The sequence below is a fragment of the Streptomyces sp. NPDC088794 genome (genome assembly GCF_044750545.1).
Classification (GTDB): Bacteria; Actinomycetota; Actinomycetes; order Streptomycetales; family Streptomycetaceae; genus Streptomyces.
Map to the genome: position 1 here is coordinate 229,748 of NZ_JBIVKB010000001.1, position 12,394 is coordinate 242,141.

The 12,394-nt window shown below is 71.0% G+C and carries 12 protein-coding genes; 8 read left to right on the top strand and 4 right to left on the bottom strand.

Annotated features, from left to right (window positions below; genetic code table 11):
• Positions 1-201: 201 nt before the first annotated feature.
• Positions 202-1,416 carry a CaiB/BaiF CoA transferase family protein gene (locus ACIP6U_RS01100; RefSeq protein ID WP_401711049.1) on the top strand — a complete coding sequence of 405 codons (1,215 nt, stop codon included), beginning with the start codon at positions 202-204 and terminating at the stop codon, positions 1,414-1,416.
• 39 nt (positions 1,417-1,455) lie between these two features.
• Here ACIP6U_RS01100 and ACIP6U_RS01105 read toward each other — a convergent pair whose 3' ends face one another.
• Entirely contained in the window at positions 1,456-2,376 is a 921-nt protein-coding gene (locus tag ACIP6U_RS01105; RefSeq protein WP_401711052.1) for a LysR family transcriptional regulator, read from the bottom strand.
• Between the two features lie 181 nt (positions 2,377-2,557).
• Between ACIP6U_RS01105 and ACIP6U_RS01110 the strand changes: the two genes are divergently transcribed.
• The 3 genes from ACIP6U_RS01110 to ACIP6U_RS01120 all read left to right on the top strand — a co-directional run bounded on the left by ACIP6U_RS01110 (position 2,558) and on the right by ACIP6U_RS01120 (position 5,516).
• On the top strand, positions 2,558-3,805 hold the full coding sequence (locus ACIP6U_RS01110) for an MFS transporter (protein WP_401711055.1): 1,248 nt from the start codon (positions 2,558-2,560) through the stop codon (positions 3,803-3,805).
• Between the two features lie 119 nt (positions 3,806-3,924).
• On the top strand, positions 3,925-4,761 hold the full coding sequence (locus tag ACIP6U_RS01115; protein WP_401711058.1) for a TauD/TfdA dioxygenase family protein: 837 nt from the start codon (positions 3,925-3,927) through the stop codon (positions 4,759-4,761).
• Positions 4,758-5,516: an SDR family NAD(P)-dependent oxidoreductase gene (locus tag ACIP6U_RS01120; protein ID WP_401711061.1), complete on the top strand. Its 759-nt coding sequence runs from the start codon at positions 4,758-4,760 to the stop codon at positions 5,514-5,516. Before ACIP6U_RS01115 ends, ACIP6U_RS01120 begins: the two co-directional genes overlap by 4 nt.
• Before the next feature lie 93 nt (positions 5,517-5,609).
• Here the strand turns inward: ACIP6U_RS01120 and ACIP6U_RS01125 are convergent, their stop codons facing one another.
• From ACIP6U_RS01125 to ACIP6U_RS01135, 3 genes are all read right to left on the bottom strand, one after another.
• Positions 5,610-6,497, bottom strand: a complete 888-nt coding sequence (locus ACIP6U_RS01125; protein WP_401711063.1) for an LLM class F420-dependent oxidoreductase — start codon at positions 6,495-6,497, stop codon at positions 5,610-5,612.
• 108 nt (positions 6,498-6,605) lie between these two features.
• Entirely contained in the window at positions 6,606-6,848 is a 243-nt protein-coding gene (locus ACIP6U_RS01130; protein WP_401711065.1) for a hypothetical protein, read from the bottom strand.
• 17 nt (positions 6,849-6,865) lie between these two features.
• Positions 6,866-7,585 (bottom strand): enoyl-CoA hydratase/isomerase family protein, encoded by a 720-nt coding sequence (locus tag ACIP6U_RS01135; protein WP_401711068.1) that lies wholly within the window; start codon positions 7,583-7,585, stop codon positions 6,866-6,868.
• A gap of 104 nt (positions 7,586-7,689) precedes the next feature.
• Here ACIP6U_RS01135 and ACIP6U_RS01140 point away from each other — a divergent pair, with 104 nt between their 5' ends.
• Genes ACIP6U_RS01140 through ACIP6U_RS01155 form a run of 4 tightly spaced genes read left to right on the top strand, consistent with a single transcriptional unit; the run spans position 7,690 to position 12,230 of the window.
• Positions 7,690-9,225 (top strand): AMP-binding protein, encoded by a 1,536-nt coding sequence (locus tag ACIP6U_RS01140; protein WP_401711071.1) that lies wholly within the window; start codon positions 7,690-7,692, stop codon positions 9,223-9,225.
• Between the two features lie 38 nt (positions 9,226-9,263).
• Positions 9,264-10,442, top strand: a complete 1,179-nt coding sequence (locus tag ACIP6U_RS01145) for an amidohydrolase family protein (RefSeq protein ID WP_401711074.1) — start codon at positions 9,264-9,266, stop codon at positions 10,440-10,442.
• A 14-nt stretch (positions 10,443-10,456) separates the two neighbouring features.
• Complete coding sequence (locus ACIP6U_RS01150; protein WP_401711077.1) at positions 10,457-11,908, top strand: FadD3 family acyl-CoA ligase; 1,452 nt, start codon at positions 10,457-10,459, stop codon at positions 11,906-11,908.
• Between the two features lie 52 nt (positions 11,909-11,960).
• Positions 11,961-12,230 (top strand): hypothetical protein, encoded by a 270-nt coding sequence (locus ACIP6U_RS01155; RefSeq protein WP_401711080.1) that lies wholly within the window; start codon positions 11,961-11,963, stop codon positions 12,228-12,230.
• The last annotated feature ends 164 nt before the right edge of the window (positions 12,231-12,394 follow it).

Sequence of the window (12,394 nt, forward strand, 5' to 3'; positions counted from 1 at the left end):
GTGTCGGCCGGAAGGGCCGTGTCCGGACTTTGTGTCATCGCGCGACAGCCCTGGGAAATGCCCTGCTCGGGTCGTGACGGACCCCTGGCGCCACGGTAGGGTTCTCACCTGAATACTCACGCGATCTCAGCCTGAGAGAACCTCATTTCCACACGGCGTGGAGGAGTTCATGGAGCGCAAGACCTTCGGAGAGGTGATCGCATGAGCGGTGAAGGACCGCTCGCCGGGATCCGGGTGCTGGAAGTGGCGATGTACGGCTTCGTGCCGTCCGCCGGCGCCGTGCTCGCCGACTGGGGCGCGGACGTGGTCAAGGTCGAGCACGCGGTCACCGGCGATCCGCAGCGCGGGCTGCGGCAGACCGGCACGTTCAAGGTCGAGGGCGACCCCAACCCCAATGTGGAGCACGCCAATCGGGGCAAGCGCAGCATCGGCCTCGACATGGCCAGGCCCGAGGGCAAGGAGGTGCTGTACGAGCTGACCCGGCGGGCGGACGTCTTCCTCACCAGCTTCCTGCCCTCCGCCCGGCGGAAGTTCGGCATCGACGTGGCCGACATCCGCGAGGTGAACCCGGACATCGTCTACGCCCGCGGCAGCGCGCTCGGTCCCCGGGGCCGGGAGTCGGACCGGGGCGGGTACGACATGACGGCGTTCTGGGCGCGGGCCGGCACCGCGGCCAGCCTGACGCCGGCCGGCACCGAGGGCATGATCACCCCGCCCGTGCCCGCCTACGGGGACACCATCTCCGGCACGAACCTCGCCGGAGGCATCGCGGCGGCGCTGCTGAAGCGCGAGCGCACCGGCGAACCGTCCGTCGTGGACGTGTCGTTGCTCGGCAGCGGCGTGTGGGCGATGGGCCACGGCATCGCGCTCTCCCTCCACCTCGACCGGAGCTGGGTCGCCTCGCCGCCCGGGGCCCACAACTCCCCCGCCAATCCGCTGACGGGCCTGTACCGCACGGCCGACGGCCGCTATCTGTCGCTGGTGATGCTCCAGCCTGGCAAGTTCTGGGCCGACGTGTGCCGTCACCTCGACCGGCCCGAACTGGCCGAGGACCCGCGCTTCGCGACGGCCGAGCAGATCGCCGCCAACACCGAGGAGGCGGTCAAGATCCTCCGCGAGGTGTTCGCCACCCGCACGCTCGCGGAGTGGACGGAGCGGCTCGCGACACTGGCGGGGCCCTGGGCGCCCGTACAGGACTCCGTACAGGTGGGCGTGGACGCGCAGGTCCGGGCGAACGAGTACATTCTGCCGGCCGGCGAGCTCGAACTCGTGGCGAATCCGGTGCAGTTCGACGTCACCGCCCCGCACCTGGGCCCGGCACCCGAGTTCGCGGCGCAGACCGAGGAGATCCTGCTGGAGCTGGGGCTGGACTGGGACCGGATCCTGGAGCTGAAGGCGGCGGGCGCCATCACCTAGTGACCGGCCTTCGGTACCGTACGGCTGTCAACGCGCGTGTCAGCGGGCCCACTTCGGCGTCCAGAGGTCACCGCCCGAGCGTGCGGTGCCGAGATGGGCACGGAGCAGGGCGAGCGTGGGGTGCGGGTTGTCGGCGCGCCACAGGAGCGAGTGCGGGTACGCCGGTGTCGGGCCGTGCAGTGGGATGCGCCGCAGGTCATGGTCGGCGGGCCAGACCATGCGCGTTCCTTCACCGACGAGGGTCGCCAGGTGCGGGGAGTCCGCGATCGTGTCGAGGAGCGGCTCGGTGCCGAAGTCGGGGCCCGTCACCTCGATGGTGAGTCCGAAGGCGGCGGCCAGGTCGTCGTAGAAGACGGCCCATTCGGTGCCGGCGACATTGCCGGGCATCCAGATCCGGTGCCCGGCCAGCCGCGCCGGAGTCACCTCACGGGCGGCGGCGAGCGCGTGTCGCGGGCCGGTGAGCAGTTGGAGCGGCTCGTGGTGGACGCGCGCGGCCGAGAGTCCGTCGGGCAGTTGCCGGGCGGGGCGGGTGAGCGCGCGGAACGACGCGTCGACGGTGCCCGAGCGGACCGCGGCGATCGCCGCCTCGGCGTCGAAGAGGGTCACGACGTCGAGGGCGGCCTCGGGGTGGGCCCGGTGGAAGTCCCGTAGCAGGTCGGCGGGTGCGAGTCGGCGTCCGATCACGTCGACGCGGAGCGCGCGTCGGCCGGGTTGCACCGAGGCCGCGGCCCGCTCCTCGGCGCGCAGCAGGTCGCGGGCGTGCGGCAGGAGGACCTGCCCGTCCACCGTGAGGACGGCTCCGCGCGCCGTGCGGGTGAACAGCCGCACGGCCAGTTCCCTCTCCAGCGCGGCGACCCGCTTGGAGACCGCCTGCTGGGTGATCGACAGGGAGAGGGCGGCCTCCCGGAACTGTCCGGCGTCGGCGACGGCCACGAAGGTGCGTACGGCATCGAGATCCACGGGGTCAGTTCTACCGCCGACTCCAGGGCTCGTCGGCCACTTCCGGAGTTCGCCGGCCCCACATGGGCGGCTGCGCGTGACAACTACCGGTTGTCGCGTGCCGGGCAGGATGGTTGTTTGATCTGCTCCCGGTTGACCGCTTTGATGTGCGGGTCGGCAACGGGTGCGGGAGGGGTTGTTCGTGGGCACGGGGGAGAAACGGTCGCTGGGGCGGCGGTTCAGGTGGTTGTGGGGGGCCTATGCCGTCAGCTCGCTCGGCACCTGGCTCGCCTTCGACGCGTTCGCCTTGATCGCGGTGCTCGTCCTGCATGCCGGACCCCTGGAGGCGTCGACCCTGGCGGCGGCCGGGCTGGCGGTCGGGGCGGCGGTCGCGGTGCCGCTCGGGCCCTGGATGGAGTTCCGGCGCAAGCGGCCGGTGATGATCGCGATGGACCTGGTCCGGTGCGGGGCGCTGCTCACGGTCCCGGCCGCCTACGCGTTCGGCGCGCTCACCTTCGTACAACTTCTGGTTGTGGCGGTTCTCACCGCGGCGGCCGACATCAGCTTCACCGCGGCCAGTGGGGCCTACCTCAAGGCCCTGGTGCCGCCGGAGGACCTGCTCGTCGCCAACAGCCGCTTCGAGGCGACGATGTGGACCACGACCGTGCTCGGCCCGCCGCTCGGCGGCGCCGCGATCGGGTTGTTCGGCCCGGTGCTGACGGTGCTGACGAACGCGGTCAGCTTTCTCCTGTCGGCGCTGGGGCTCCGCGCCATCGGCGGCAAGGAGCAGCCGCCCGCGACCGGGGGCCGGGCGTCGACGGGCGGTCTGCTCGACGGGTGGCGGTACATCCTGGGCCACCCCGATCTGCGCCCGCTGTTCTTCAACACGGTCCTCAACAACGGTCTGATCATGGCGGTCTCGCCGCTGCTCGCGGTCCTGATGGTCGGCGACCTCGGATTCCCGCCCTGGCAGTACGGGCTCGCCTTCGCCGTGCCCTGTCTGGGCGGCCTTCTCGGCTCGCGGATGGCCCGCGGACTCGTCGCCCGCTACGGCCGACGGCGCGTTCTGCTCACCTCCGGGACACTGCGCGCCCTGTGGCCGGTCGGGCTGGCCTTCATCGGGCCCGGCGTGTCCGGCCTGGCGCTCGTCATGGCCGTCGAGTTCGGGCTGATCGTCTGCTCGGCGGTGTTCAACCCGGTGTACTCCACCTTCCGCCTCGAACGGACGGCGAACGACCGGATCGCCCGTACGCTCTCCGCCTGGTCGGTCACCAGCAAGGCCTCGATCGCGGCGATGACCGCGGTGTGGGGGCTCCTGGCCGGCGTCATCGGTATCCGCCCCGCGATCGCGCTGGCCGGCGTACTGCTGCTGGCGACACCGCTGTTGCTGCCGCGCGTCGACCGGGATCCGGCGGCACGGGAGGCCGAGGCGGCGCCGGCTTCGCCGTGACAGGAGTCGATACGCGCGCATAGCGCCGCTGGGCGCCCTCGGGGTAATCTGACGCGTCGGAAACATCGTTCTCCATCTCAGAGAATCTCCCTGGCGAAATTGAGAGAAGGGCCTCAGCGATGGCAGTCACCGTCACCGAACTCACCCCCACCACCGGCGTGGAGATCTCGGGCCTGTCCGGGAGCCGGCTGGTCGACCCGGGGGTCGCGGCGGAGTGCCGGTCCGCCCTGGAGCGGCGCGGGGTGGTGATCTACCGCGAGGCCGACGTCGACGACGACGAACTGGTCGCGTTCAGCCGCCTGTTGGGCGAGGTCGTCCCGCTGCCGATGGGCGGTCACGCCACCCACCCGGAGATCCAGCGGATCACCCGCGACCCGTCCAAGAGCCCGCTGGCCGCCTACCGCGAGTCGACCTTCCACTGGCACATCGACGGGACGACGGAGGAAGTGCCCAACAGGGCGACGCTGTTGACGGCACGTCGGATCGCGGACGACGGCGGGGGCGACACCGCGTTCGCCAACACCTTCGCCGCCTACGAGGCGTTGTCCGAGACGGAACGGAAGGAGCTGGACGGCGTGCGGGTCGTGCACAGCTTCACCGCCTCGCAGTTGCTGGTCACCCCGGACCCCTCGCCGAAGGAACGGGCCGCCTGGGACCGCAACCCGGCCCGCGAGCACCCGCTCGTCTGGACCCGGCGCAGCGGCCGCAGGTCCCTGCTGATCGGGGCCACGGCCGGCGAGGTGGTCGGCCGCGAGGCGAAGGAGGGCCGGGAGTTGCTGGACCGGCTCCTCGACTGGGCCACCCGGCCGGAGTTCACCCTCCGCCATCGCTGGCGTCAGGGCGACCTCGTCATCTGGGACAACACCGGCATGCTGCACCGGGCCCTGCCCTATGGCGAGGCCTCCGCCCGGCTGATGCACCGCACCTCCCTGGCGGGCGAGGAGGAGGTGGCATGAGCGAGCGACGCACCGCGATCGTCACGGGCGGCGGATCGGGCATCGGGCGCGCGATCGCGCAGCGGCTCGCCGAGGACGGTTTCGCCACCGCCGTACTGGACCTGAACGAGGACTCGGCCGAGCGGGTCGCCGAGGAGTCACGGCAGAAGGGGGGCGAGTCGGTCGCCTTCGGGGGTGTCGACGTGTCCGACCGTGGGCAGGTGAACGCGGCGGTACAGCGGGTGCGGGACACGCTGGGCGGTCCGGTGGTCGTGCTGGTCAACAACGCCGGGGTGAGCGGCTTCGACCCGTTCCTGAAGATCGCCGACGAGACCTGGGACCGGATCATGGCCGTGAACCTCAACGGCCCGTTCTACTGCTGCCAGGCGGTCGTGCCCGACATGAAGGAAGCCGGGTGGGGGCGGATCGTGAACATCTCGTCGTCCAGCGCCCATTCGGGGCAGCAGTTCATGACGCACTACGTGGCGTCCAAGGCCGGTCTGGTCGGCTTCACCAAGTCCCTCGCGCTGGAGCTCGGTCCGGCGGGCATCACCGTGAACACCATTCCGCCCGGCTTCGTCGACACCCCGATGCTGCGCGCCTCCGAGGAACGGGGCCTGCTGGGCGGCTCGGTGGACCACCACGCGGAGCGCACGCCGGTACGGCGGCCGGGGCGACCGGAGGACATCGCCGCCGCGTGCTCGTTCCTGGTGTCGGAGGAGGCCGGCTACATCACCGGTCAGGTGCTCGGCGTCAACGGCGGACGCAACACCTGACGTTCAGCGGAGGTTCGAGGCTTCGGAGATTCGGGGGCTTCGAGGCTTCGAGGCTTCGGGGCATCGGGGCATCGGGGCATCGGGGCATCGGCGTCACCGCAGACAGGTCGAGCCGAAGCCCTCCAGGAACTCCAGCGTGAACGAGGCCGCCCGCGCCGGGCACGACACCACCGTCCACGTGACACCGGCCTTCTCCAACTCGGCGAACGCCTCCCGGTGTCGGTCGGGCTCGACGGCCGGTTCGACGTCACCGTAGGAGTGGACGACGTCGATCCCGCCGGAGCGCCCGGCCGCCGCTTCACGCAACTCGGCGATCTGCACGGCCAGTTCGGCCACCGACCCGAGCACCGGCGTCCGTGCCGTGGCGCTCAGCTGCGCCCCTCCGGACATCGGCATCCAGCCCTGCGCCCGTTCGGCGACCCGGCGTCGGCTCAGCTTCGAGTTGCCGCCGATCCAGACCGGGATCGGCTGCTGCACGGGCCGGGGCCGGGCGATCACGTCACGGGCGCTGAAGTGCCGCCCCTGGTAGCTGAACCGCTCACCGCTCCAGTGCAGCGGGAGGACGTCCAGGACCTCGTCGAACAGGGCGTTGCGTTCGTCCATGTCGACGCCCAGGGCGTGGAACTCGCTCTTCTGGTAGCCCGCGCCGAGCCCGAGGATCAGGCGTCCGCCGGAGAGCTTGTCGAGGGTGGCGGCGGCTTTGGCGAGCAGGAAGGGGTTGCGGTACGGGGCGACCGCCAAGTACGTGAGCAGGCGCAGGCGTTCGGTCGCGGCGGCCGCGTAGGCGAGCGCGACGAAGGGGTCGAGGGTCTGGTGACCGCCGTTGTCGAGCCAGCGGGCGCCGGGCACGGGGTGTTCGCTGAGCGACAGCCCGTCGAAGCCGGCCCGCTCGGCCGCGGCGGCGACCTGGTGCAGGGGGCCGGCGTCGAGCACGTCTCCGTCGGTTCCGGTCGTCTCCGGGTAGTGGAAGATGAAGCGCATCGGTCACCTCCGTGGCCGCTCGGCGGGTGCGAGCGACGCTTTGTGGGGCGTCCATGCTCTCGCGGGCCGCCCGAAATTCATCCACTGCGGGGGCGAACACCACTTCGGTCAGGGGGACTTGACTCGATCGACGGCCTCCCAGCCGTCGAAGCCGAGCACAATCACCCCGTCCAGGGCATCGCGCGCGCCCGTCTCGACGTCGATGATGTCGTCGTGACACCAGGGAGTGTCGGGGCCGTTGAAGCGGACGGCGCGGAGGGGCGGACCCCGGTCCGGGCTCGGCAAGGCTCCGACGGCGATGGCCCGTGCCGCCTCGGCCGGTTCCGTACGCCCGGCAAGAGGTTGCCCCACCGTCCGCTCCCGGTCGTTCATCTCCGGCGGGCCGTGAGCCGCTCCGCCGCAGCCCAGTGGGCGTCCGCCGCCCACAGTCGCGCGAACGCGCGCACCGCGTCGTCCGCCGAACCGCCCTCTCCGACCACGCGTTTGACCTCGCCGGCCGGGCCGGTCGCCAGGGACCGGGCCAGTGCGCGCCAGCCCTCCTCGAAGGCGGGCCGCGGCAACACGCGGTCGATCAGGCCGAGTTGCTGTGCCTCGACGGCGTCGAGGACCATGCCGGAACCCGCGAACATCAGGGCGCGCCCCCTGCCGACCAGGGCGGCGAGCCGTTCTGCGCCGCCCCACGCCGGCATGATCGCGAGCGTCACCTGGTTGAAGCCGATCCTGATGTCGTCCGCGGCCACCCGGATGTCGGCGGCGACGGCGACCTCGGCCCCGCCGCCCAGGGCATGCCCGTTGAGCGCGGCGACCACGGGCGCGGGGAAGCCGGCGATGCGGTCGCAGATGCCCCGCATCCGCCATGCCATCGCCGCCGCGTCCTCCTCGGTACGGATGGCGGCCAGTTCCTTGAGGTCGCCGCCGGAGACGAACGCCTTCTCGCCCGCTCCCCTGATCACCAGGGCCAGTGCGCCCGCCGCCGCGTCGAGCGCCTTCTCCAACTCGTCCATCGTGGCGAGCGAGATGGCGTTGCGGGCATGGGGGCGGTCGATCGTGAGGACGGCCAGGCCGTCGTCCAGTTCGAGGTCGATCACGCGATTCCCCCCGAGGGATATTGGCATTCTCCAAATCCGAGAATAGCGTATGCGCCGCCGATCGCCACCTCGAAGAGCCGCCCGCGTACGGAGGTAGCACCCACATGCGAAAGATCCCCGCCGAGCTGGTCGAACGCTACGAAACCGAGGGCTGGTGGACCCGGGACACGATCGGGGAGCTGCTGGCCCGCGGCCTGGCCCACGCGCCGGACGTCCCGTTCCGGGTGCACTCGGCCGTCCGCCCCTGGTCCGGCACCTTCCGGGACGTCGAAGGGACCGCCCGCAGACTGGCCGGCGGACTGCGCGAGCGGGGCGTGGGCCCCGGTGACACCGTCGCCTTCCAGCTGCCCAACTGGATGGAGGCCGCCGCGGTCTTCTGGGCCTCGGCCCTGCTCGGGGCGGCCGTCGTGCCGATCGTCCACTTCTACGGGCGCAAGGAGGTCGGCTACATCCTCAACGCGGTCCGGCCACGCGCATTCGTCACCGCCGAACGGTTCGGTCACCTGGAGTTCCAGCCGGACCTGTGCGCGGACGTGCCCGTGGTGGGCGTGGTGGGTCGCGACTTCGACGAACTGCTCAGCGACGCGCCGCTCACCGGCACACTCCCCGCCGACCCGACGGGCCCCGCCCTGATCGCCTTCACCTCCGGCACGACCCGTGACCCCAAGGGCGTCGTCCACAGCCACCAGACCCTCGGCCACGAGACTCGCCAACTGGCCGCGAGCTACCCGCCCGACCGCGGCGACCAGCTCACCGCCGCGCCCGTCGGCCACTTCATCGGCATGGTCAACGCCTTCCTGATCCCAGTCCTCGACGGCACCCCGGTCAACCTCACCGACGTATGGGACCCGGGCCGGGCGCTCCGGCTGATGACCGGCCACGGGCTCCACATCGGCGGCGGCGCCCCGTACTACGTCACGAGCCTCCTCGACCACCCCGACTTCACCACCGACCATCTGCGGTTCATGCGGTACGCGGGACTCGGCGGTTCGTCGGTCCCGGTCGCCGTCACCACACGCCTGGCCCGCCTCGGGATTCACGTCTTCCGCGCCTACGGCAGCACCGAGCATCCTTCGATCACCTCGTCCCGGCACTCGGCTCCCGAGGCCAAGCGGTTGTTCACTGACGGAGACGCGCTGTCCGGGGTGGAGATCAGACTGGCGGAGGACGGCGAGATCCTCAGCCGGGGTCCCGACCTCTGCCTCGGCTACACCGACCCGGCCCTGACGGCGCGGGTGTTCGACGACGAGGGCTGGTACCGCACGGGCGACATCGGTGTGCTGGACGAGGACGGCTATCTGACCATCACCGGCCGCAAGTCCGACCTGATCATCCGGGGCGGCGAGAACATCAGCGCGGTCGAGGTGGAGGACGTGCTGCTCGCGCTGCCCGGCGTCGCGGAGGCCGCGGTCGTCGCCGCGCCCGACGCACGGCTCGGCGAGCACGCCGCCGCCTTCCTGCGGATGCTGCCCGAGCACCCCGTACCCACCCTCGACGAGATGCGCGCGCACTTCGAACAGGCCGGTCTGGCCCGGCAGAAGTGGCCCGAGGAGCTGCACGAGGTCGAGGACTTCCCGCGGACCGCCAGCGGCAAGGTGCAGAAGTTCCGGCTCCGTCAGGACATTGCCGTACGCACGTGAAGAGAATACGATTCTCTCAATTCGCAAAGGAGGATCTCATGTCGTCGCGTGCTCTGCCGTATCCGCTCTTCGACGCGGACAACCACCTGTACGAGACCGAGGAGGCGCTCACCAGGCACCTCCCGAAGCAGTACGCGAGTGCGATCCAGTACGTGCAGGTGAAGGGCCGTACGAAGATCGCGATCCGGGGTCGGATCAGCGACTACATCCCGAACCCCACCTTCGAGGTGGTCGCCCGGCCGGGTGCGTGGGAGGACTACTTCCGCAACGGCAACCCGGAGGGCAAGTCGCACCGCGAGCTGTTCGGCGAGCCGATGCGGTCGATCCCCGCCTTCCGTGAGCCCGGGCCGCGGCTGGAGCTGATGGACGAGCTGAGCATCGGGCGGACGCTGATGTTCCCGACGCTGGCCAGCCTGATCGAGGAGCGGTTGCGGGACGACCCGGAGCTGATCCATGTGGTCGTCCACGCACTCAACCAATGGCTGTACGAGACCTGGCAGTTCAACTACAAGGACCGGATCTACACCACCCCGGTGATCAGCCTGCCGATCGTCGAGAAGGCGATCGAGGAGCTGGAGTGGTGCCTGGAGCGTGGGGCGCGGGTCATCCTCGTACGCCCCGCGCCGGTGCCCGGGTTCGGCGGGTCGCGCTCGTTCGCGCTGCCGGAGTTCGACCCGTTCTGGAAGCGGGTGGAGGAGGCCGGGGTGCTGGTCGCCATGCACTCCTCCGACAGCGGCTACTCCCGGTACGCGAGCGACTGGGAGGGCCGGCAGCAGGAGATGACCCCGTTCCAGGCGCAGGTCTTCCGGATGCTGGGCGAGTGGCGGCCGGTCACCGACGCGGTGGCGTCCTGGGTCTGCCACGGGGCGCTGTTCCGGTTCCCGGAGCTGAAGGTAGCCGTCATCGAGAACGGCTCCTCCTGGCTGGTGCCGCTGCTCGACCAGCTCACCGACATCTACAAGAAGCAGCCCAAGGGCTTCCTGGGCGACCCGGTCGAGGAGGTCAAGCGGCGCATCCACATCAGTCCGTTCTGGGAGGAGGACATGGCCGCGCTCTCCGGGATCGTCGGGGTGGAACGGGTGCTGTTCGGCTCGGACTACCCGCACCCGGAGGGCCTCGCGGACCCGGTCTCCTACATCGACGCCCTCCAGCGCATGGACCCGGCCGACCAGGCGAAGATCATGGGCGGCAACCTCGCCCGGCTGATCGACGCGTGAGAGCCGATCGACGCATGACGGTCGATCGGCGCGGGACATGGGAGAGCATCCCCGAGATGGTGCTCAGCGCGGGCGACCGCTTCGGTGCCGCCGAAGCGGTCGTCGACGGCCCGCTCCGTCTCACCTTCTCCCAACTCGTCGAGCGGGTACGGGTGGCGGCGGGCGCGTTCGCCTCGCTGGGCGTCGGGAAGGGCGACCGGGTCGCGATCTGGGCGCCCAACTCGGCCGAGTGGATCGTGGCCGCGTTCGGGCTGCTGACCGCCGGGGGCGTGCTGGTTCCGGTCAACACCCGGTTCAGGGCCGAGGAGGCGCACGACATCGTCGTACGCAGCGGCGCCAAGGCCGTGCTCGTCCAACAGGGCTTCCTGGGGCTTGAGTTCACCGGACCGCCGGGTGTGCCGGTGATCGACCTCACGTCGGACTTCCTCACCAGCGGCTCGCCGTTCGAGCGCGCGGTGGCCGGCGACGACGTGGCGGACATCGTGTTCACCTCGGGCACGACAGGGCGCCCCAAGGGCGTGCTGATGACGCACGCGCAGACGCTGCGGCTGTACGCCGAGTGGTGCGACCTGGCCCAACTGCGGCAGGGCGACCGGTACTTGATCGTCAACCCGTTCTTCCACATCTTCGGCTACAAGGCCGGCTGCGTGGCCTCCCTGATCCGCGGTGCCACCATCCTGCCCGTCCCGGTGTTCGACGTGGACGTCGTGCTCGACCTGGTGGAGCGCGAGCGGGTGACGATGCTGCCGGGCCCGCCGACGCTCTACCACTCCCTCCTGGAGGCGCAGTCGAAGGGCGGCCGGGACCTGTCCTCACTTCGTACGGCGGTCACCGGGGCCGCCGACATCCCGGTGGAACTCATCCGCAGGGTCCGCGAGGAGCTGCCCTTCCGGTCGATCATGACGGGCTACGGGCTGTCCGAGGCCGGCACGGTCACCGCCTCCCGCCCGGGCGACTCCTTCGAGGACATCGCCACGACCGTCGGCACCCCCTGCGACGGCGTCGAGATCCGGATCGCCGGCGACGGCGAGGTGCTGGTGCGCGGGTACAGCGTGATGCGCGGCTACCTCGACGACCCGGCCGCGACGGCCGAGGCGATCGACCCGCACGGCTGGCTGCGCACCGGTGACCTCGGCTCCCTGGACGAGCGGGGGCACCTGAGGATCGTCGGCCGCAAGAAGGACATGTTCATCGTCGGCGGCTTCAACGCCTACCCGGCCGAGATCGAGGGCTTCCTGCTCAAGCACCCGGCGGTGGCGCAGGTCGCGGTGATCGGCGTACCGGACGACCGGATGGGCCAGGTGGGCAAGGCCTTCGTGGTCCGGCACGGCCCGGTGTCGGAGCAGGAGCTCATCGACTGGAGCCGGGAGCACATGGCCGGGTTCAAGGTGCCGCGGACCGTGGAGTTCCGTGAGGAGTTGCCGCTGACCGCGACGGGCAAGGTGTTGAAGGACCGATTGCGATGAGGGACGAGGACGGGAGCGGACGGCCGCTCCCGCGGGAGAACGGAGATCCACCGTGACGACGACGAACCACGAGGCCGACCTGACGGCACGGTTGCCACTCGCCGGCATCGAGCGCCTGGACGACGAGATCATCGCCCTCCTGGCCCGCCGCCGCGCGATGGCCCAGGAACTCCCGCCCCCGGCCCGCTCCCGCGCCGCCGACCCGGACTTCGCGGAGACCGTACGCGGAATGACGGACCGTTACCGCCAGGAGCTGGGCGGCGCGGGCGAACTGGTCGCGCGTGCGGTGATGGTCCTGTGCGACCCCAGCCGGGAGTCCTGACGCGGCGCTCTCGCACACCGTCCACGGCACCGGGCGCCCTCGTCCACTCGACGGGCACCGGTGCCGCATTGATGTGCACAAAGGCGTCCCGACGTTGACACCCTCGCGTATTTGGCCGTACAAATCTGCGCAGAGGAGACAAGGCCGCCGCCTGCGGCCCGGGG

Excerpts from the sequence above, each read along its gene's own strand:
- ACIP6U_RS01120 (WP_401711061.1), top strand. The coding sequence starts at position 4,758 with ATGAGCGAGCGACGCACCGCGATCGTCACGGGCGGCGGATCGGGCATC.
- ACIP6U_RS01115 (WP_401711058.1), top strand. The coding sequence starts at position 3,925 with ATGGCAGTCACCGTCACCGAACTCACCCCCACCACCGGCGTGGAGATC.
- ACIP6U_RS01125 (WP_401711063.1), bottom strand. The coding sequence starts at position 6,497 with ATGCGCTTCATCTTCCACTACCCGGAGACGACCGGAACCGACGGAGAC.
- ACIP6U_RS01150 (WP_401711077.1), top strand. The coding sequence starts at position 10,457 with ATGACGGTCGATCGGCGCGGGACATGGGAGAGCATCCCCGAGATGGTG.
- ACIP6U_RS01145 (WP_401711074.1), top strand. The coding sequence starts at position 9,264 with ATGTCGTCGCGTGCTCTGCCGTATCCGCTCTTCGACGCGGACAACCAC.
- ACIP6U_RS01100 (WP_401711049.1), top strand. The coding sequence starts at position 202 with ATGAGCGGTGAAGGACCGCTCGCCGGGATCCGGGTGCTGGAAGTGGCG.
- ACIP6U_RS01140 (WP_401711071.1), top strand. The coding sequence starts at position 7,690 with ATGCGAAAGATCCCCGCCGAGCTGGTCGAACGCTACGAAACCGAGGGC.